The sequence below is a fragment of the uncultured Flavobacterium sp. genome (genome assembly GCF_963975515.1).
Taxonomy (GTDB): Bacteria; Bacteroidota; Bacteroidia; order Flavobacteriales; family Flavobacteriaceae; genus Flavobacterium.
In genome coordinates this window covers 1-20,974 of record NZ_CAXBGY010000007.1, presented here as the reverse complement: position 1 = coordinate 20,974, position 20,974 = coordinate 1, and the positions used below count along the sequence as shown (strand labels likewise).

19 protein-coding genes are annotated in these 20,974 nt (G+C 29.2%); 12 read left to right on the top strand and 7 right to left on the bottom strand.

Features of this window, described 5'->3' with window-relative positions; translation table 11 throughout:
• Positions 1–11 precede the first annotated feature (11 nt).
• The 4 genes from AAC008_RS09075 to AAC008_RS09060 all read left to right on the top strand — a co-directional run bounded on the left by AAC008_RS09075 (position 12) and on the right by AAC008_RS09060 (position 6,750).
• Positions 12–1,844, top strand: coding sequence for a hypothetical protein (locus tag AAC008_RS09075; protein WP_339888898.1), 1,833 nt, complete (start codon positions 12–14; stop codon positions 1,842–1,844).
• A 101-nt stretch (positions 1,845–1,945) separates the two neighbouring features.
• A complete protein-coding gene (locus tag AAC008_RS09070) occupies positions 1,946–2,266 on the top strand; it encodes a hypothetical protein (RefSeq protein ID WP_339888896.1) in 321 nt (106 codons plus the stop codon).
• A 173-nt stretch (positions 2,267–2,439) separates the two neighbouring features.
• A complete protein-coding gene (locus tag AAC008_RS09065; protein WP_339888894.1) occupies positions 2,440–4,890 on the top strand; it encodes a PIG-L family deacetylase in 2,451 nt (816 codons plus the stop codon).
• Positions 4,891–5,055: 165 nt separating this feature from the next.
• Complete coding sequence (locus AAC008_RS09060; protein WP_339888893.1) at positions 5,056–6,750, top strand: sodium:solute symporter; 1,695 nt, start codon at positions 5,056–5,058, stop codon at positions 6,748–6,750.
• Between the two features lie 86 nt (positions 6,751–6,836).
• Here the strand turns inward: AAC008_RS09060 and AAC008_RS09055 are convergent, their stop codons facing one another.
• Positions 6,837–7,688, bottom strand: a complete 852-nt coding sequence (locus AAC008_RS09055) for a DUF2911 domain-containing protein (RefSeq protein WP_339888891.1) — start codon at positions 7,686–7,688, stop codon at positions 6,837–6,839.
• 135 nt (positions 7,689–7,823) lie between these two features.
• Between AAC008_RS09055 and AAC008_RS09050 the strand changes: the two genes are divergently transcribed.
• The 3 genes from AAC008_RS09050 to AAC008_RS09040 all read left to right on the top strand — a co-directional run bounded on the left by AAC008_RS09050 (position 7,824) and on the right by AAC008_RS09040 (position 10,385).
• Positions 7,824–8,291, top strand: a complete 468-nt coding sequence (locus tag AAC008_RS09050; protein WP_339888890.1) for an SRPBCC family protein — start codon at positions 7,824–7,826, stop codon at positions 8,289–8,291.
• A 4-nt stretch (positions 8,292–8,295) separates the two neighbouring features.
• Entirely contained in the window at positions 8,296–8,994 is a 699-nt protein-coding gene (locus tag AAC008_RS09045; protein WP_339888889.1) for an SDR family oxidoreductase, read from the top strand.
• Between the two features lie 104 nt (positions 8,995–9,098).
• Positions 9,099–10,385 (top strand): deoxyribodipyrimidine photo-lyase, encoded by a 1,287-nt coding sequence (locus AAC008_RS09040; protein WP_339888887.1) that lies wholly within the window; start codon positions 9,099–9,101, stop codon positions 10,383–10,385.
• 47 nt (positions 10,386–10,432) lie between these two features.
• On the opposite strand, the gene AAC008_RS09035 is transcribed toward AAC008_RS09040, so the two are convergent.
• On the bottom strand, positions 10,433–10,861 hold the full coding sequence (locus AAC008_RS09035; protein WP_339888886.1) for a DUF559 domain-containing protein: 429 nt from the start codon (positions 10,859–10,861) through the stop codon (positions 10,433–10,435).
• 163 nt (positions 10,862–11,024) lie between these two features.
• On the bottom strand, positions 11,025–11,681 hold the full coding sequence (locus AAC008_RS09030) for an HAD-IA family hydrolase (protein WP_339889088.1): 657 nt from the start codon (positions 11,679–11,681) through the stop codon (positions 11,025–11,027).
• 101 nt (positions 11,682–11,782) lie between these two features.
• Here AAC008_RS09030 and AAC008_RS09025 point away from each other — a divergent pair, with 101 nt between their 5' ends.
• From AAC008_RS09025 to AAC008_RS09015, 3 genes are read left to right on the top strand one after another with little or no spacing between them, the layout of a single operon-like run.
• Positions 11,783–12,325, top strand: a complete 543-nt coding sequence (locus AAC008_RS09025) for a sigma-70 family RNA polymerase sigma factor (protein WP_339888885.1) — start codon at positions 11,783–11,785, stop codon at positions 12,323–12,325.
• A 30-nt stretch (positions 12,326–12,355) separates the two neighbouring features.
• Positions 12,356–12,775: a hypothetical protein gene (locus AAC008_RS09020; RefSeq protein ID WP_339888883.1), complete on the top strand. Its 420-nt coding sequence runs from the start codon at positions 12,356–12,358 to the stop codon at positions 12,773–12,775.
• 4 nt (positions 12,776–12,779) lie between these two features.
• Entirely contained in the window at positions 12,780–13,223 is a 444-nt protein-coding gene (locus tag AAC008_RS09015) for a sensor of ECF-type sigma factor (protein ID WP_339888882.1), read from the top strand.
• Positions 13,224–13,298: 75 nt separating this feature from the next.
• Here AAC008_RS09015 and AAC008_RS09010 read toward each other — a convergent pair whose 3' ends face one another.
• The 3 genes from AAC008_RS09010 to AAC008_RS09000 are packed head-to-tail and all read right to left on the bottom strand — an operon-like array spanning position 13,299 to position 17,404.
• Entirely contained in the window at positions 13,299–14,063 is a 765-nt protein-coding gene (locus tag AAC008_RS09010) for a hypothetical protein (RefSeq protein ID WP_339888880.1), read from the bottom strand.
• Positions 14,053–14,742: a hypothetical protein gene (locus AAC008_RS09005; protein ID WP_339888879.1), complete on the bottom strand. Its 690-nt coding sequence runs from the start codon at positions 14,740–14,742 to the stop codon at positions 14,053–14,055. The genes AAC008_RS09010 and AAC008_RS09005 overlap by 11 nt, the downstream gene beginning before the upstream one ends.
• A 34-nt stretch (positions 14,743–14,776) precedes the next feature.
• Positions 14,777–17,404, bottom strand: a complete 2,628-nt coding sequence (locus AAC008_RS09000) for a valine--tRNA ligase (protein ID WP_339889086.1) — start codon at positions 17,402–17,404, stop codon at positions 14,777–14,779.
• 305 nt (positions 17,405–17,709) lie between these two features.
• Between AAC008_RS09000 and AAC008_RS08995 the strand changes: the two genes are divergently transcribed.
• Positions 17,710–18,135, top strand: a complete 426-nt coding sequence (locus tag AAC008_RS08995; RefSeq protein ID WP_339888877.1) for a DUF1573 domain-containing protein — start codon at positions 17,710–17,712, stop codon at positions 18,133–18,135.
• A 31-nt stretch (positions 18,136–18,166) separates the two neighbouring features.
• Here the strand turns inward: AAC008_RS08995 and AAC008_RS08990 are convergent, their stop codons facing one another.
• Positions 18,167–19,507 (bottom strand): PDZ domain-containing protein, encoded by a 1,341-nt coding sequence (locus tag AAC008_RS08990; protein ID WP_339888876.1) that lies wholly within the window; start codon positions 19,505–19,507, stop codon positions 18,167–18,169.
• A gap of 102 nt (positions 19,508–19,609) precedes the next feature.
• Here AAC008_RS08990 and AAC008_RS08985 point away from each other — a divergent pair, with 102 nt between their 5' ends.
• Entirely contained in the window at positions 19,610–20,803 is a 1,194-nt protein-coding gene (locus AAC008_RS08985) for a pyridoxal phosphate-dependent aminotransferase (protein ID WP_339888874.1), read from the top strand.
• The last annotated feature ends 171 nt before the right edge of the window (positions 20,804–20,974 follow it).

The window sequence follows — 20,974 nt, the reverse complement described above, 5'->3', positions numbered from 1 at the left end:
ATCATTATAAAATGAATAGTAATAGAATCGTATTGTTATTTCTATTTGTATTTCTCTATTGTACTTCGGGTTTTTCTCAAACAAATCCTAAGGAGAAAGATAGTGTAAAAATATATAAAGACATTGAAAACTATTCTAAAAAGGGTCGTTTTACGAAATATTTACACAAACTTATCTTTGAACCAACTAAAGAAGTAAACGTTGATTCTACTAAAATTATCAAGAAAATTGAAGAAAACTACTCCAATTTTGAAGGTAAAATTGTGAGAAATATAACTATTGAAGTTATGGATCCTTTTGGTTTTTCTGTTACAGATAGCACCAAAAAACCTAGAAATTATTTAGAACGAGTTGGAAATTCAATTCATGACAAAACAAGTAATTGGACTATTAAAAATCTATTGTTATTTAAGAGAAATAAACCTTTAGATGTTTTGTTATTAAAAGACTCAAAACGTATTATAAGAAGTCAAAAATATGTTAGAAGAGTTGAAATTGAAGCCAATTTAGTTTCAAAAAAATCAGATTCAGTAGATATCCATATCAAAGTTTTAGATTCTTGGAGTACTGTTCCTAATTTTTCATCGTCAACCAACAAATCAACTTTCGAATTAAATGAATATAATTTTCTAGGCTTTGGACATCAATTAAAAAATTCATATCAAAAAAGTTTAAGCAACAGTGATAATGCTTATAGTGTTGATTACATAGTCCCAAATTTCAAAAACACATATATAAGTACTAGACTAAATTATTATATTGATTTAGATGGAAATTACTCAAAAAGTGTAAATATTGAAAGACCTTTTGTTTCTGCATTTTTGAATTGGGCTGGTGGAATTAAAGTTGGACAACAATTTAGAAGCGAAATCCCTATTGACACTACATTTATTAGTGATAAACAAAATTTTAAATATAACGATCAAGATTATTGGGTTGGAAGATCTTTTAAAATTTTTAATGGAAACTCAGAAAGCGACAGAACAACAAAATTGATAACGTCAGCACGTTTTTATCGAACAAATTATTTAGAAAAAGCTTCTCCATTATATGATGAGAAAGATTTTTATTCCAACGAACAATTATATTTGGTAGGTATCGGGGTTGCATCTAGACAATTTAAACAAGAAAAATATGTTTTTAATTATGGAGTAATTGAAGACATACCAACGGGAGTTGTTTACGGAATAACAAGTGGTTTTCAGCGTAAAAATGATGAGTATCGCTACTATTATGGAGGTAGATTTAGCTTGGGGAAATTTTACAACTGGGGTTATTTGAGTTCAAATATTGAATATGGTACTTTTTATAAAAATTCATCCGAACAAACAACACTTTCGGTAAAACTGATTTATTTTACCAATTTAATAGAAGGTAAAAAATGGAAATTCAGACAATTTATTAAACCTGAACTAATTATTGGAACGAATAGAATTGATTCAAGATTTGATAGAGTTACCTTAAATGATAATTACGGAATTAGAGGTTTTAATAGTGACGTTCTATTTGGTACAAAAAAGTTGTTGATGACTTTTCAAACTCAAGGCTATTCTCCTTGGAATTTAGGAGGATTTCGTTTAAATCCTTTTCTAAGTTATACTTTCGGAATGCTTAGTGATGATAACAACCACTTTACGAGAAGTAAAATGTTTTCTCAGTTTGGAGCTGGTTTAGTAATTAGTAATGATTATTTGGTTTTTGATAGTTTTCAAATCTCATTTTCATTTTTTCCAAATATTCCTGGTGATGGAAATAATATTTTTAAAACTAATGCTTTTAAAACAGACGATATAGGGTTCCAAAACTTCGATTTCTCCAAACCTAAAATTATAGAATATAAATAGTTAATGAAAATTATATAAGTATGTCTTAAAATTATGTAACATGTTTTTATATAATTTAGAGAACTTTACATTATAATTAAAACTAATTTAATCCAAACATTATGAAAACTATTATCAACAAAATGTCTTTTATGACTCTACTTATGGTCTTAACTATGACATTAATTCCAACATTAACATTTGCAAACGAAACAATTAATGCAAATCCAAATTCAGAAGTTCCTGCAAAAGTTCAAGTAATGCTTGATCGTTTAGAGGAAATCAAGGAAATGGATAAATCCGATTTATCTAGATCTGAAAGAAAAGAACTTAGAAAAGAGGTTAGATCAATCAAAAAAGAATTAAGATCAACTGGAAATGGAGTTTATTTATCTGTTGGTGCAATTATAGTAATTATATTACTTTTAATTTTATTATTGTAATTCCAAAAACTCAAAATACAACTTAAAAAGTATTTTAATTTACTAATTAAGAGCAATAACTACTAAGTTGTTGCTCTTAACTTTTTGTTAAAGAAATTCCAAAATTTGAGAAAACACTTCACAACAAATTTATAATTGCTATTTTTGAGGCTATTGCCAATAAAAAAGTTAAAATGCATCAGTCAAAATTCAAATTTGTACTATTATTTCTATTCTCTTTCATAGTTGTAAACGCACAACAACCCAAAAAACCTGCTACTGGAGAAATCTACGAACAAGTTAAAAAACTAAACTTTTTAGGTTCTGTTTTATATTTAGCAGCGCATCCAGATGATGAAAACACACGATTAATTTCATATTTCTCTAATCATTATCATGCTCAAACTGCTTATTTATCATTAACTCGTGGTGATGGTGGACAAAACTTAATTGGACCACAATTGCGAGAACAATTAGGAGCCATTAGAACACAAGAACTTTTAGCGGCTCGAAGAATTGATGGTGGACAACAGTTTTTCTCTCGTGCCAATGATTTTGGATATTCAAAAGTACCTTCTGAAACATTTACCATTTGGAACAAACAAGAAGTTTTAGATGATGTCATTCAAACCATAGAAACTTTTCAACCAGATATTATCATCAATCGTTTTGATCATCGTTCACCAGGAACAACTCATGGTCATCACACAGCAAGTGCAATGTTAAGTTTGGAAGCGTATGATTTAATTAAAAACAAACCAAAACGAGTGTTTTTTAATACTTCTTATTGGTTTTATGGAAGCCAAGAAGCTTTTGATAAAGCTGACAAAAGTAACTTGTTAGCTATTAATGCAAATGTCTTCTTCCCTATTTTAGGGAAAAGTAATTTTGAAATTGCAGCTTTAAGTAGAAGTCAACACCGTTGTCAAGGATTTGGTTCAACAGGTTCTCGTGGTGATGAAACAGAATATTTAGAACTTTTAAAAGGAAATATGCCTTCATCTGATAATATTTTTGAAGGAATTGACACTTCTTGGAACCGAATAAAAGGTGGTGATGCTATTGGAAAAATATTAAATCCAATTGAAGACAATTTCAATTTCAAAAATCCTGAAAAACATATTCCACAATTGGTTGAAGCTTATAAAATGCTTCAAAAATTAGAAGATTCACATTGGAAAAAAATTAAACTAAATGAGCTTTCAAATTTAATTCAAGCATGTTCTGGCTTATATTTAGAAGCTATTAGTTCTTCTGAAAAAGTCACGAAATCGGATACTTATTCCTTAAATATTGAAGCTATTAATCGTAGTGATGCAAATATGACATTGAATTCAGTTTCATTTGGAAATAAAACGGCTTCAGAAAAAAATATAGCTTTAAAGAACAATTCAAAAATTAGTTTAAAGTTAGAAAATAATAAAATTCCAACTGATTTTGATTACTCCAATTTATTTTGGTTAAAAGAAACTCCAACTGTTGGAATGTATAAAGTTTCGAACAAAGCAATCCGAATTTCACCTGAAGAAACATTACAATTTCCTATAACTTTTTCTGTAAATATTGAAGGAACAACAATTGAATTCGTCAAAAATGTTGTCTACAAGAAAAATGATCCTGAATTTGGAGAAACGTATATTCCTTTCACGGTTTTACCTGAAGTTACGACAAACATTGTAAATAAAGTATCGATTTTTAATGACAATCAACCGAAAGAAATTCAGGTTAAAATCATTTCACAAACCGAAAACACAAAAGGAACTTTATCTTTAAACGTAGATAAAACTTGGAAAGTTGAACCAGCATCAATTGCTTTTGAAATTCCTCAAAAAAATGACGAGCGAACTGTGACTTTTAAAGTTTTTCCTCCAAAATCAGAAAGCACTTCTACTTTAGAAGCAGTGGTTTCAATGAATGGAAAAAAATTCAACCAAGAACTTATTGAAATCAATTATCCTCATATTCCAAAACAGACCATTTTACAACCTTCAACTTCTAAATTAGTTAAATTAGACATTCAAACTAAAGGAAAAAATATTGGTTACATCAAAGGTGCTGGTGATGAAGTTGGAAGTAATTTAGAAAATTTAGGTTTCAAAGTCACAACAATTAATCCATCAGATATTTCATTAGATAAACTTCAAAATTATGATGCTATTCTTGTAGGAATTCGTGCTTTTAATGTAATTGATGAATTAGCATTCAAAAACAAAATCCTATTTGAGTATGTTAAAAATGGTGGAAATGTAATAGTTCAATACAATACCAACAGAGGTTTAGTAACGGAAGAAATTGCTCCTTATGAATTAAAAATTTCAAGAGATAGAGTTACAAATGAAAATGCGAAAATTACATTTTTAGCTCCTGATCATGCAGTTTTAAATACTCCAAATAAGATTACATCTAAAGATTTTGAAGGTTGGGTACAAGAACAAGGATTATATTATCCTGATGAATATGCTTCAGAATTCACACCAATATTACAAGCTAACGATGAAGGTGAAACACCTACAAAAGGAGCTTTATTAATCGCAAAATACGGAAAAGGAAATTACATTTACACAGGTTTAAGTTTCTTTAGAGAATTACCTGAAGGTGTTAGTGGTGCTTATAGATTGTTGGCAAACATTATTGCTTTAGAATAATTATACTTACAAAACCCTTTTGGAATTTAAAACTCCGAAAGGATTGAAATACACAAACTATGGAAAATGAGAAAAACAAATGGAAAATGAGTTATAGCATCGTTTTGGTGGTGAACGCTCTTTACATATTAGTGTTCTATTTATTAATGCAAATGTTCACTTAATATGGCAAATTTAGATTGGATTGTATTATCGGTTACACTACTCTTTATTGTAATTTATGGAGCTATAAAGACAAAAGGAAGTGCTAATGTTAAAGATTATATTTTAGGAAACAACGAAACTCCTTGGTTTACAGTTGGAATTTCGGTTATGGCGACTCAAGCAAGCGCTATTACTTTTCTTTCCACACCAGGACAAGCTTATCATGACGGAATGGGATTTGTACAGTTCTATTTTGGATTGCCTTTGGCAATGGTAGTTATTGCATATACATTTATTCCTATTTATCACAAGTTAAAAGTTTACACAGCTTATGAATATTTAGAACAGCGTTTTGATGTTAAAACAAGAACATTAGCAGCCATTTTATTCTTAATTCAAAGAGGTTTAGGAACTGGAATTACAATTTATGCTCCAGCTATTATACTTTCAGCTTTATTAGGTTGGAATTTATTTATGTTAAACATAATCATTGGGCTCCTAGTTATTGTCTACACAGTAACTGGTGGTACAAAAGCTGTAAATGTTACTCAGAAACAACAAATGTTTGTCATTTTTAGTGGAATGGTAATTACATTTGTTATCATTTTAAACCAATTACCTGAGCAATTAGATTTCTTTAACACCTTAAAAATCGCTGGTGCAAACGGCAAAATGGATATTCTAGACTTCTCTTACAATCCAGAAACACGTTATACATTTTGGAGTGGAATTACAGGTGGATTTTTCTTAATGCTTTCTTACTTTGGAACAGATCAATCGCAAGTTGGTCGTTATCTTTCAGGAAAGTCAATCAAAGAAAGCCAAATGGGATTGATTATGAATGGTCTTTTAAAAGTTCCAATGCAGTTTTTTATTCTTTTAACTGGAGTTTTGGTATTTGTATTTTATCAATTTAATAGCGCTCCTTTGCATTTTAATCCCACTAATGTAACGAATATTGAAAATTCTAAATACAAAGCCGATTATAATAAATTGGAAGACAAATTAAATATCATCAATGAAGAAAAAAACGTTATCAATCATATTTATATTGAGCAATTAAATTTAGAATATGATAACAATGCATTAAAAAAGAAAATGCAAAATCTATCGCTTCAAGAAAAAGAATTGCGTGAAGATGCTAAAAATTTAATTGCTAAATCAGATTCAAAAGCCGAAACAAATGATAAAGATTATGTTTTCTTATATTTCATACTACATCATTTGCCAAAAGGAATTTTAGGCTTATTATTAGCTGTAATTTTTAGTGCAGCCATGTCATCAAGTGCTTCTGGTTTAAACTCATTAGCAGCGACATCTACAATAGATATTTACAAAAGAAATAAAGAAGGTAAATCAGACAAACATTATGTTTATGCTACACAATATTTCACACTATTTTGGGGATTAGTAGCAATTGGTTTTGCTTGTATTAGTTCACTATTTGAAAACTTAATTCAATTAGTAAACATCATTGGGTCTGTATTCTACGGAACTGTTTTAGGTATTTTCCTTGTCGGATTTTATATCCAATATGTAAAAGGAAAAGCGATATTTATTGCAGCCTGTATTAGCCAATTAACAATCTTTTATATTTTCTATATTGATATAGTTAGTTTCCTTTGGTTAAACTTCATTGGAGCGATATTAACAATTATTTTATCGTTAAGTATTCAACGCTTTTTGAATAGTAAAGATTCGTTAACTGAAGCATAAAGCTAGAAGACTAATAACTCAAATAGTATACAAAAAAAGCCTTTCAATTATGAAAGGCTTTTTCTAGTACTTAAAAAAGTATATTCTTATTTTTTAGACCATTCAGCAATTGAATCGTTATTCATTTTTTCATAATCTTTGTTTCCAGCTTTAATTGCTCCTGCTAAAGATAATTTTGCAGTTTCAATAGCACCTTTTTTATCATTTAATTTTGCTTGAATTAATGATTTTTGACGTAAATACCAGAATGGAGCATCTTTACCTTTTTCAGTTAAATCAATCGCTTGATTAACCCAAGTTAAAGCTTTGTTCATATCACCGTTTGATTGAAAATAATACTGTGCAGCAGAAAAATAATCACCAGCTTTTGGTCCAGCTAAAGTTTTTTCGATGCTTGAAATTGCAGTTTCTTTTGTTGGAACTTCAATTTTAATTGGAACAATAGTTTTCTCCCATTCTAAATTTAAAGTTGCATTATCATTAGTAATATCGTTTACTGAAATAGTAAAACTTTCAATATTTCTTGATGTTGAAGCAGGTTTCACATTTACTTTAGCCGCAACTTGTGAATCATCCCATTTTTCTGGTGTTCCCCAATTGTCAGTAGTTTTGTAAAAATAGACGTCCCAACTATCTGCTTTTGGCGTTGTAAATAATGCATAAGTCCCTTTTGCTAAATCTTTACCTTCAATTTTTACATTTTCTGAAAATGTAACAGTAGTATTTGCATTTGCACCTGTTCGCCACATAGAACCATAAGGAACTAATTCTCCAAAAACTGTTCTTCCTTTTGCACTTGGACGAGAATAATTAACTTCAATAGTTGTTAAACCTACAACTTGTTCCACCTTTGAGCTAGGGCTAGATTGTGGTGTTTTTACTTGAGCAGTTGCAGCAATACTTACAAATGCTAGAACTGATAAAAATACTTTTTTCATGATATTGTTTTTTTTAATCCTACGAAATTAAACAATATTCATCAAACTTATGTTAAAGCTTTCTAAAAATTAAAATATTTTGTTTAATCTTTTTTGCAATTCATTAAACAATAATTATCTTTACAAAAAAAATAAATGAAAATCTACACCTTACATACAAAACAAAACTTACCTATTTCTTTAGATGAGGCTTGGGAATTTTTATCCAATCCAAGAAATTTAAAAACAATAACTCCTGATTATATGGGATTTGAAATACTTTCTGGAGCTGATAGGCCAATGTATCCAGGACAGCTTATTCAATATATAGTCACTCCAGTTTTAGGTATCAAAACAAAATGGGTTACAGAAATCACACACGTTGTAGATAAAAAGTTTTTTGTAGATGAACAACGTTTTGGGCCATATGCATTATGGCATCACAAACATTTTTTAAAAGAAATAGATGGCGGTGTTGAAATGGAAGATATTGTAGACTATAAAGTTCCAATGGGAATTTTAGGTCAAATGGTGCATCCTTTTGTTGTTCAACCTAAACTAAACGAAATCTTCGAATACAGAAGAAAAAAATTAATTGAAATGTTCGGAGAATTTAAAAAATAAAATCATGAAAAATATACTATTAATTGGAGGTTCATACGGAATTGGTTTAGCGTTAGCCAAAGAACTACAAGTGAACAATAACGTATTTGTAGCCAGTAGAACAAATGAAGAATTAGCAAATTTAAACGTAACTCATATTCCATTTGATGTAACAGCAGACACATTAGATACATCAAAATTACCAGAAGTTATAGATGGTTTAGTCTATTTACCAGGAAGCATTAATTTAAGACCCTTTAAAGGATTAAAAATTGAAGCCTTTGAAAACGATTTGCAAATCAATTTTATTGGAATGGTGAAGGTTATTCAAGCTCTTTTGCCTAATTTAACAGCTTCAAACCAATCTAGTATTGTTTTGTTTAGTAGTGTTGCCGCAAGTATGGGAATGCCTTTTCATACAAGTGTCGCTGCTTCAAAAGGTGCAATCGAAGGTTTTGCTAAAGCTTTAGCTGCTGAATATGCTCCAAAAATCAGGGTTAATGTAATTGCACCATCTTTAACGGATACTCCTTTAGCGGATAAATTTTTAAATAATGATGTGAAAAAGGAAAAATCTTCGGAACGTCATCCGTTAAAACGATTTGGACAACCCGAAGATATTGCTCAAATGGCAAGCTTTTTACTAAGCGAAAATAGCAGTTGGATGAGCGGTCAAATTTTACATGTTGATGGAGGAATGTCAACTTTATTAGTTAATGGATAATAAAAATAGCATTTTAAAAGTTTCAGGTTTCAAATTAATTGAATTTTCATCTGAAACAATTGAAACAAAAAAAAAACTGAAACAACTGAAACAAAGAATTGAACATGAACATATTTTGGTTTAGAAGAGATTTAAGATTAGAAGATAATGTAGGCCTTTTTCATGCTTTGAATGATGACGAAAAGGTATTACCTATATTTATTTTTGATGAAAAAATTTTATCAGAATTACCAAAAGATGATGCTCGTGTTTCCTTTATCTATGAATTAGTATCCAAAATTCAAGAAAAACTGCAAGAGAACGGAAAATCTTTAGCGGTTTTTCATGGTGAACCGAAAGCGATTTTCGAAAAATTAATTCAAGAAAATAAGATAAAAACGGTTTACACCAATCACGATTACGAACCTTATGCCAGAAAACGCGATAAGGAAATGAATCAGTTATTTAAAGACAATGAGGTAGAATTTAAAACCAGCAAAGATCAAGTTATTTTTGAAAAAAGTGAAGTCGTAAAAGAAGATGGAACTCCTTATGTAGTTTATACACCTTTTTCCAAAAAATGGAAAGAAGCTCTTTCTAAAATCAAATTAAAGCATTACAATTCTGAAGATAAGTTAAATAAAATAACCAATCACTCCTACCCTTTTTTAAGTCTAAAAGAAATTGGCTTTGACGTTTCTTCAATAAAAGTTACACCTTTTGACATCAGCAATAAAGTAATTTCAAATTATGAAGAAACTCGTAATTTTCCAGCTTTAAATGGAACTTCAATGCTGGGAACTCATTTGCGTTTTGGAGCTGTTTCAATTCGAAAAATGGTAAATCATGCTTCAACTTTTCAAAATGAAACGTTTTTAAAAGAATTAATTTGGAGAGAGTTTTTCATGCAAATTTTATGGCATTTTCCTCATACAGTAAATTCGAGTTTTAGACCAAAATACGATGCTATAAAGTGGAAAAATAATGAAGAATTATTTGAAAAATGGTGTCAAGGAAAAACAGGTTACCCAATGGTAGACGCTGGAATGAGAGAACTAAACAAAACAGGTCACATGCACAATCGTGTACGAATGGTTGTAGCCAGTTTTCTATGTAAACACCTACTAATCGATTGGAAATGGGGTGAAACTTATTTTGCTCAAAAACTATTAGATTATGAACAATCGAGTAATGTTGGAAATTGGCAATGGGCAGCAGGCTCAGGTGTTGATGCAGCTCCTTATTTCAGAATATTTAATCCAACAGAACAAATTAAGAAGTTTGATAAAGACTTAAAATACATCAAAAAATGGGTTCCTGAATTGGAAACTCTTCATTACCCAAAACCAATTGTTGACCATAAAGAAGCTAGAGAACTTTGTTTAAAAACTTACAAAGAAGTTTTAGGATAAAGTTTTCCCCTCCTTTGGAGGGGTGCCCAAAGGGCGGGGTGGTAAAACTAATCATTAACACCAAAATTCTCAATCACAAAACCCTCAAGTTCCTTCAAAACATTTTCTAAATCATGTTTTATTCTTAAATCTGAAACTCTAAATATTTTTAAACCCACAGATTTTAAGAATTCTTCTCTTTTAATATCATAATCTTCTTTATTATTATGACTTGATCCGTCAATCTCGATTACTAAACCTAATGCTTTTACATAGAAATCAACAATATAATTACCTATAACTCTTTGTCTATCAAAATCTATAGAATGAAACTGTTTTCTATTAACATGCTTCCAAAAAACCACTTCAGAAAAAACTCCTGCTTTTCTTAAACCTCTTGCTCTTAATTTTAATTTAGGATTGTAAGGTAAATTTTCTACAAAATTTCTTCTAATAGGAACTCCATTTATATTAGTTAGTATTTCAATTGAATTCATATATGAAATTTAAAAAATATTTAATTATAATTCTAACTTCCCCCTCCTTTGGAGGGGTGTCTGAAAGACGGGGTGGTTTTCTAAATTTCAAAATTAGTAATAAATTTCAATAAAAGAACCACCCCACCCTACGGGCACCCCTCCAAAGGAGGGGAAATATTAACTACTTCAAATTCTTAATAATTTCAGCATTTAACTCGTTAAAATGTTTTACTAAAATATTCGCTTTCGACAAATCTTGATCTTTGGAATGTAAACTATCATAGCCAATACAATAAATATTTGCAGCAACAGAAGCCTCTATTCCGTTTGTGCTGTCTTCTATGACGATACAATTCTCTTTTGGAGCAATAGATAATCTAGCTGAATGCTCAAAAATAGCTGGATGTGGTTTTGATTTTGGAAAATCTTCTCCTGAAACTTTGTGCGTAAAATATTGATTCAAGTTAAAACGATTAAAAACTCTATCAATCGTGACTTTTGAAGCTGATGACGCTAAGATTAACTGAATTCCGTTGGCATGTAAATCTTTGATCAAATCTTCTACTCCTTCAATTAAATATAAATCTTCTTTGGTATCAAAAGCATCATTAAAAATACTTCTTTTTGTCTGAATTAAATCTTCAACTTCATGATGTAAATTAAATTGAGCTTTTATTTTTTGGAAAACATTTCGAGTTGAATTTCCTGTATAAGTTCTATACAACTCATCTGAAACCTCAATATTTAGTTGTTGAAAATGTTGAAAATATGCATACTGATGAACGGGTTCTGTGTCAACAATTACGCCATCCATATCAAAAATTACAGTTTGTACCATTGTAGTGTTGTTTTGCCAAAGGTACATTCTACAAAAGATTTTTAAAAATTATATTAAACCTTTTTGTATATCTTTAGTCTTATCAACAAATGATTTAAAACTTGCAAGACGAAAAAGCATTTTTATCGGAATTATCAAACCCTAAAACGCAAAATGATGCGTTCAAAAAGCTATTGGAGTTATATCAAAAGCCTTTATATTTCCACATACGTAACATTGTTTTAAACCATGATGATACTGATGATGTACTTCAAAATACCTTTATAAAAGTGTTTTCAAATGTGAAGAATTTTAAAGGTGATAGCAAATTATATTCTTGGATGTATCGAATTGCCACAAATGAATCGTTGACGTTTTTACAGCAGAAAGCTAAGAAAAGTGGTATTTCTAATGAAGAAGTTCAAAGTAAAGCTATAAATAATTTAGAAAGTGATGTTTATTTTGAAGGTGATGAAATTCAATTAAAGTTACAGAAAGCTATTGCTATTTTGCCAGAAAAACAACAATTGGTCTTTAAAATGAAATATTTTGAAGAAATGAAATACGAAGAAATGTCGCAAATTCTTGATACTTCGGTTGGTGCCTTAAAAGCAAGTTATCATATTGCTTCTAAAAAAATCGAAGAATTTTTAAAATCAAATTAAACCATTTACAAAAAACACAGTCTTATATATATGAAAGATTTTAATCTAAATAATGAAAAAATAGAAACAGGATTTAAAGTCCCTGAAGGATATTTTGAACAATTTGAAAGCAAAATGCTAAATCAATTAGTTGTTGAAAATGAACCTAAAGTCATTTCGTTGTGGCAAAACAAAAGAGTTTGGATGACTAGTATAGCTGCTGTTTTATTAGTTTCAATTGCGTTACCTATTTATTTTTCAATGAATAACACGACAACGAATGTAGTTGAAGATGAAACTATTGAGACTTATTTGGCTATGCAACCAGTTATGACAAATTATGAAATTGCAACCGAATTAACCAATGAAGATTTTGCATCTCTTGAAGAAAGTTTAGCTTTAAATGATGATGCTGTAGAATTATATTTAGAACAAAATTATCAAAATGTTGATTTATATTTAAACGAATAAAAAAATGAGAAAGTTTATTACACTAATGGTTATTTTGTTTTCGATGGTATCGATTGCACAACCTAGCAAAGAAAAAATAGAAAAAGTAAAAGCTTTAAAAGTAGCCTATATTACTAAAGAATTAAGCCTTACCTCTTCTGAAGCTGAAAAGTTTTGGCCTATTTACAATGCTTATGACGAAAAACAATTTGAATTACGTCATAACAAAATGAGAACTATCATGAAAAAATACAAAGATGATGGTTTAGATAAACTGAATGACAAAGAAGCAGCAACTATTCTTTCAGAAATGGAATCTATTGATGAAGAATTATTAACTTTAAGAAAGAAATTTGTTAAAGAAGCTAAAGAAATTATTGGTGCCAAAAAAGTATTACAACTCAAAAAAGCAGAAGAAGATTTTACAAGAACTCTATTTAAGCAGTATAGAGGAAAAGATAAAAAATAAATTAGGTTAGTTTATTAAAAAAATCCCGTTTGGTTTTACAACTAAACGGGATTTTTGATTTATTAGTTTTTAACTTTATTCTTCAGTCTTATCAATACTTTTTATTTTTTTCGAATCAATCAAGTTATTAATTTCTTCTAAAGAATTTTTTATTATTGCTGAATTTGATTTAGAAATAAGCAATACGCTTTTTGATTTTAACTCACTATAATCAGAATTTGGATGATTATTGATAAGCTTAGAAAAATACTCTGAAATACTTTCAGCATATACTTTTTTTCCATTTTCTGAAAAAGCATTTTCACTATTAACTAAGTCAAGATAATAAGTATAGTTACTAATTAAAGTACTAATATTTGAATCTAATACTCTTTTTGTAGATTCAGAATCAGGATCATCAACACTTTTTAATATTTCTTCATTTCCCAATTTGAAATAAGATAATTGTAATTCTAATCCAAACTTATAAGTTTCTAAATATTCAAGTTCATAAGTATATTTATCTTTTTTGTCAAGAATATCATAAATATCAGTCATATCTTTCCATACTGTAAAAAAACTTTGTGCTACTTCATTTTTATGTTTAACTCCTAATTCATTATCTTGTAACACTACATTAAAGTTTTCTGTATCAGTAAGCTTTTCGACAATAGCTTTAGTTTCAGGATTATTAAAATTTGGTAATTCTTCATCTTCATTATAACCAAACCTTAGTTCTGTAACTGCATCCCGATAATCATCAGTTGACCAAAATCTTTTATCCATTGGAAATTTATGATCTTCATTATTACATGCTATGAATGCTACAAAAAGAATTAGCATTAACTTATTAATTTTCATATACTTTAATTTTTGGATTTTTGAAATTATTTAATGTTAAGAGTGAACTGTCGATAGTTTTTTGATATTCAATTTGTTTATTATAAATAAAGCTATGATGAGTATCATAATCATACTTTATTTGAAACTTCCTTTCTTCAAGTTCAATTTCTTCAACTATTATATTAATTTCTTTTTTAGAAATTTTTTCAAATGTAGAAATTTTTTCTTTAGCTTTCCTAGCAAATAATTCAGTTATTTTAAAATGATATAATTCATGCTTTAGTAAATCTTTAAACCTTGATTCTTTATTATAAACAAAAGAACTAGATGGGTGAAAATATGAAATTATTGAAACACTATCTTTTTCATATTCAACTTCTATACTAGTAACTACATAAGCAAAATATTTACTGCCAAATAATTCTTTTTGAAAGAGTTCAATTCCTTTAAATTTTTTAAAATCAATGTTGTTGTAATCTTTATAAGGAATTGGCTTTTCATAATTTAAGTAATTCGTATGGCTTAACGTAAGAATACCTATTATTATAACAATAAATGATGCTATTATATATTTAAAAGTAACTTTAAAATTTAGTTTTGGTCTTTTAAGAAGTTTTATATAATAAAAAAACTCCAATAAGAATAAAGGTATATATAGTATGCTTAAAGCAATAAGAACTATTTTTTCATTACTCATTCTTTATTGGAGTTTATCTATTTAATTCTCTTGTTTACTTCAAACTAGCCAAACTTTGCTCTATTGTAGCAATCTTAGCTAAAGCATCAGCTTCTTTGTTACGTTCGTTTGCAATAACTTGTTCTGGTGCACCAGCAACGAATTTCTCATTTTTTAATTTACCTTGAACCGATTTTAAGAAACCTTGTGTGTATTTTAATTCTGCTTCTAATTTTTCAATTTCAGCAGCTACATCAATATTTCCTGCAATTGGGATAAAGTATTCATTTGATTTTACTCTGTAAGTCAATGTTCCTTCTACAGCTTCTGTAACGTATTCTAGATTTTCGATGTTTCCTAATTTTAGAATTACAGCATCAAAATTTGTGGCTACTTTTTCGTTGTTGATTATTTTTAAATCTATAACGTCTTTGAAAGCAATATTCTTCTCTTTACGAATCGTTCTAATTCCAGAAATAACTTCAGCAGCAAAATCAAATTCAGCGATTAAATCAGCATTTGTATCTTTCATTGTTGGCCAAGTAGAAACAATTAATGCTTCTTCTGGAGTTCTTTCTGCAATATATTGCCAAATTTCTTCCGTTAAGAAAGGCATGAATGGATGTAATAATTTCAAATTAGCTTCTAACAATTCAATGGCTTTGTCAAACGTTGCTTTGTCTATTGGTTGTTGGTAAGCTGGTTTAATAATTTCTAATAACCATGAACAGAAATCGTCCCAAACTAATTTATATATGTTCATTAAAGCGTCAGACAATCTGTATTTTTCAAAGTTATCTTCGATTTCCGCTAAGGTTTGTTGCAGCTTAGCTTCATACCAATCAATTGCAATTTTAGAAGCTTCTGGCTGAGGAATATCAGCTACTTCCCAACCTTTGATTAGTCTGAACGCATTCCAAATTTTATTCGCGAAAGCTTTACCATTATTACATAACTCTTCATCAAACATGATGTCGTTTCCGGCTGAAGCACTTAAAAGTAATCCAACACGAACTCCATCTGCACCAAATTTTTGAATTAATTCTAATGGATCAGGAGAATTTCCTAATGATTTTGACATCTTACGACGTTGTTTATCACGAACTAAACCTGTTAGGTATACATTGTTGAATGGTTTTTTTCCAGTGTATTCATAACCTGCAATAATCATACGTGCTACCCAGAAAAATAAAATATCTGGACCAGTAACTAAATCATTTGTAGGATAATAATAGTTGAATTCTTCATTTTCTGGATCCATTATTCCTCCAAAAACAGCCATTGGCCATAACCATGATGAGAACCAAGTATCTAAAGCATCAGCATCTTGCTTCAAGTTGGCAGTGGTCAGTGATGAGTTGGCAGTTTTTTCTTTGGCTAAAATTAATGCTTCTTCAATATTTTCTGCAACTACAAAATCTTCTTTTCCATCACCATAGAAATACGCTGGAATTTGTTGTCCCCACCAAAGTTGACGCGAAATGTTCCAATCACGAATATTTTCTAACCAATGACGGTATGTATTGTTGAATTTACTTGGATATAATTTAACTTCTTCTGTTTCTAAAACTGCTTTTATAGCTGGTTTTACTAAATCTTCCATTTTAAGGAACCATTGATCTGATAATCTTGGTTCAATAACTGCTTTAGTTCTTTCTGAAGTTCCAACTTTATTCATGTGGATTTCAGTTTTTACCAAAACGCCACTTGCTTCTAATTCTTTGGCAACTTCTTCACGAGCTAAAAATCTATCTTGTCCTTGAAAATGTAAACCGAAACTGTTTAACGAAGCATCTTCATTAAAAATATCGATGATTTCAAGATTGTGCTTGTTTCCTAATTCTTTATCGTTAACATCATGAGCTGGAGTTACTTTTAAGCAACCTGTTCCAAATTCGATATCCACATATTCATCTTCAATAATAGGAATAACTCTATTACAAATAGGAACTATTGCTTTTTTACCTTTTAAATGTGAAAAACGTTCATCATTTGGATTGATACATATTGCAGAATCTCCAAAAATAGTTTCTGGACGTGTTGTCGCAATAGTTAAAACATCGTTTGTACCTTCTACTTTATAGTTGATATAGTATAATTTACCTTGACGTTCTTCGTGAATTACTTCCTCATCAGACAAAGTTGTTTTTGCTTCTGGATCCCAATTTACCATACGGTAACCGCGATAAATCATTCCTTTATTGTATAAATCCACAAAAGATTTAATTACAGAAGCTGACATATCTGGGTCCATAGTAAACTTCGTTCTGTCCCAATCACATGAACATCCTAATTGTTTTAGTTGCTCAAGAATAGTTCCTCCATATTTGTCAGTCCAATCGTAAGCGTGTTTTAAGAATTCTTCTCGCGTTAAATCAGCTTTATTAATTCCTTCTGATTTTAGTTTGGCTACAACTTTAGCTTCTGTTGCAATCGATGCATGATCTGTTCCAGGAACCCAACAAGCATTGAATCCTTTTAAACGCGCACGACGAATTAAAACATCTTGAATGGTATTGTTCAACATATGACCCATATGAAGTACTCCTGTCACGTTTGGTGGAGGAATTACTATTGTATAAGGAGTTCTGTCGTCTGGCTTAGAATGAAAATACTTGTTTTTCATCCAGTAATCGTACCATTTTTGTTCTACTTCTTTTGCGTTGAATTGAGCTGGAATCATATTTTTTGTTATCTGTTGTCTGTTATTTAAAAATTTGTTGTCCATTACAAAAGGTTTATGAAAACTTTCTAGCCCTGACAGTAATGGCATCCTTTTTTGAAAAAAAAGATATAATGAATGGCAGGAATATGGTTTCTAAAAATGCCCAAGCCTTAATGCTCCAAAAATAGAGAAAATTGAGTTTGGTATTGTTTTTGCAATTAACTATTTGCAAAAGTAACGATATAAGCTAAAATAAAAAAAGTTAATTTGTTTGTATTTTTTGCAAAAGTGTTTAATTTTACAATAATTAAAAAAATAATATGATGAAAAATTTACTTAATTTAATTGCAGTTTTGTTTATTTCAACGGTTGCCTTTGCTCAAGGCCCAAAGATTGAGTTTAAAGAAGAAACAATTAATTATGGAACGGTTACTAGAGGTGAAGATGATGGTAAGCGTAAGTTTGAATTTACGAATACTGGTGATGCACCTTTAGAAATTAAAAATGTTAAATCTACTTGCGGTTGTACGGTTCCTACTAAACCATCTGCTCCTATTATGCCTGGGAAATCTGACTTTATTGAAGTTCAATATAACATGAATCCTGGACCAATTAGTAAATCGATTACGGTTGAAAGTAATGCAGTGAATGTTCCTAGCGGAATGGTTACCTTGAGAATTAAAGGTACAGTTGTTGAGAAAAAAGAAGTCAATCTTCTTGAAAAAAAGAAATCAATTTTAGAACAATAAATAAATAAGCCTCATTAATTTGAGGCTTTTTTTATATCAGTTTTTTAAGGTAAAAAATGACTTCAATTATTTTACCTTCTCGCTCAACTTCCATTTTTATTTTTTTCCCATCTTCGGATTGGAATAAATCATTGATTTTTTGAATGGTATAGTTATATGCTTTTCTGTTATTTATACTAATTATTTTATCCTCTGGTAATAAACCAACATTTGCTGCAGGTGAATTAATTCTTACATTAGACACAACAAAGGTTGGTTTTAATATAAATCTATAATTATATCTATATTCAGAATTATTTTTAACATATTCTATTGCATTAACTTCAGAACTTGCTGAGTTTAATCTTATTTCTTCTTTAATAGGCTCTATTCCCGAATGCTGAACTTCAATTCCAGACATATTATAGTTGAATAAATTAGTATAGGATTGATTTTTCTTCAAATACAACAACTCCTCTTTGTAATCAATAAATAAATGAAACCGTTTTAATAATTCACCACCAATTGAACCATTTCTGCCAAAGATTAAATTTATATTATTAAAAGATATTGAATCGGGATAGGCAACCAAGACTTCTTTAAATTCAAAATTTGAAAATTGCAGTTTTTCAATTCTAGCTCTTTTTCCATGTATTTCTCCAGCCAGTCCAAACCCTAGATAATCCTGTAAAAATTGTTCAGGTATTTTTAATGAATCATTTTTAAAAACCCATAAACCATCACTAAGACCCGTATCTAATAATAGTTTAAGTGGTGAATTTTTATCATTAAATGTTGAATTAATTTCAACATATGGCTTATTGTTTATTAAATCTATTTTAAGTTTTGAAAATTTTCTAAACTTTCTTTTTTTTAAATAATTTCTGTTTTTATGTATAATGATTTTCTTTCTATCATAATCAATTTCAATTAATTTATCTCTAAAAAAACTATATCCAATTATTCCATTTACTTCTTTTCCTAACTTACTAATAAAGTTAATATTGTTCTCGTTTAAAATTAGAACAGTAAAATCATTATCTTCGAATTCTCTTATTTTTAATTTATTATTAGATGAAATTAATGCGTCAATAGTTTCTCCAGATCCAACTCCAGATATTTTAGTTTTTATAGGGTTAAAAAGCTCAATACTATCATTACTAGGAAAACTGAATAGTATATTTTTTTCTGTACCAGTATCCAAAATAACTTTAAGATTAACAGCATTTATTTGTACATCTAAAATTATTAAGTTGTTTGAAAAGTCGAAAGGGATAGAAATTTTATCTTTATCTGAGTGCCAAAGATTATCAACTTGACTAATAGCTATATTTGAAACAAGTAAAAGCAAAATCAAAACCCTCGTTTTATACATATATCTATTAGTTTTCATAAAGTTAATAAAGTAATTTGATAATTGAGCATTTTAAAACCAACATTCATGTTTTATTTTAAAAAAAAGTTGCAATTTTGTATTTTAAAAAAAAAACTTAAGATGCCAAAAATTTCAAAAAAAGGATCACAAATGCCTGAATCACCGATAAGAAAATTGGTGCCTTATGCAGAAATTGCAAAGAAAAAAGGAAATAAGGTTTATCACTTAAATATTGGTCAACCAGACATTAAAACTCCACAAGTAGCCCTTGATGCTGTTAAAAATGCGAATATTGAAGTATTAGAATACAGTCACTCTGCTGGTTTTGAAAGCTATAGAGAGAAACTTTCAAAATATTATAAAAATCAAAATATACCTATTGATACACAAAATATCATCATAACTACTGGTGGTTCTGAAGCTTTACTTTTTGCTTTAGGAAGCACTATGGATGTTGATGATGAAATTATTATTCCTGAACCATTTTACGCTAATTATAATGGTTTTTCTGTTGCTTCTGGTGTTAAAGTAGTTCCTGTTATTTCAAGTATTGAAACTGGATTTTCTTTACCTCCGATTGAAGATTTTGAAAAATTAATTACACCAAGAACCAAAGCAATTTTAATTTGTAATCCAGGAAATCCAACTGGATATTTATATTCTGAAGAGGAAATAAATCAACTGGCAAAAATTGTAATTAAACACGATTTGTTTTTGATTGCTGATGAAGTTTATAGAGAGTTTACTTATGATGGTTTTAAGCACTATTCTGTAATGAATGTAAAAGGATTAGAAAACCATGCAATAATGATTGATTCTGTTTCTAAACGTTTTAGTATGTGTGGCGCAAGAATTGGATGTATTGTTTCTAAAAACACAGAAGTAATGGCTGCAGCCATGAAATTTGCTCAAGCTAGATTAAGTCCTCCAACATATGCACAAATTGCTAGTGAAGCAGCTTTAGATACACCACAAAGTTATTTTGATGAAGTTATTGAAGAATATAAAGAAAGACGAGATATACTAATTGAAGAATTATTAAAGATAGAAGGCGTTCAAGTTGCTACTCCAAAAGGTGCCTTTTACTGTATTGCTAAATTACCAATTGTTAGTGCAAATGACTTTGCTCAATGGTTACTAGAATCGTATGATTTAAATGGAGAAACTGTAATGGTTGCTCCTGCTGCAGGTTTTTATTCTTCCCCTAATGTTGGATTAGATGAAGTTAGAATTGCTTATGTTCTTAAAAAAGAAGATTTAGTAAAATCGGTTCAAATTCTTAAAGAAGCAATAAAAGCTTATAATAAGATATAATATATTATACAAATTTAAAAAAAGCCCTAAAAAGGGCTTTTTTTTTTGAGCTAATACTTAACTGATTTCGAGTAAAACATTTAGGTTTTATTATAAAAGCAATAAGGCTTTCTCAGTTGAGAAAGCCTTATTTTTATTGATTTTATTTAAAGTCTATTATCGTTTTAATGA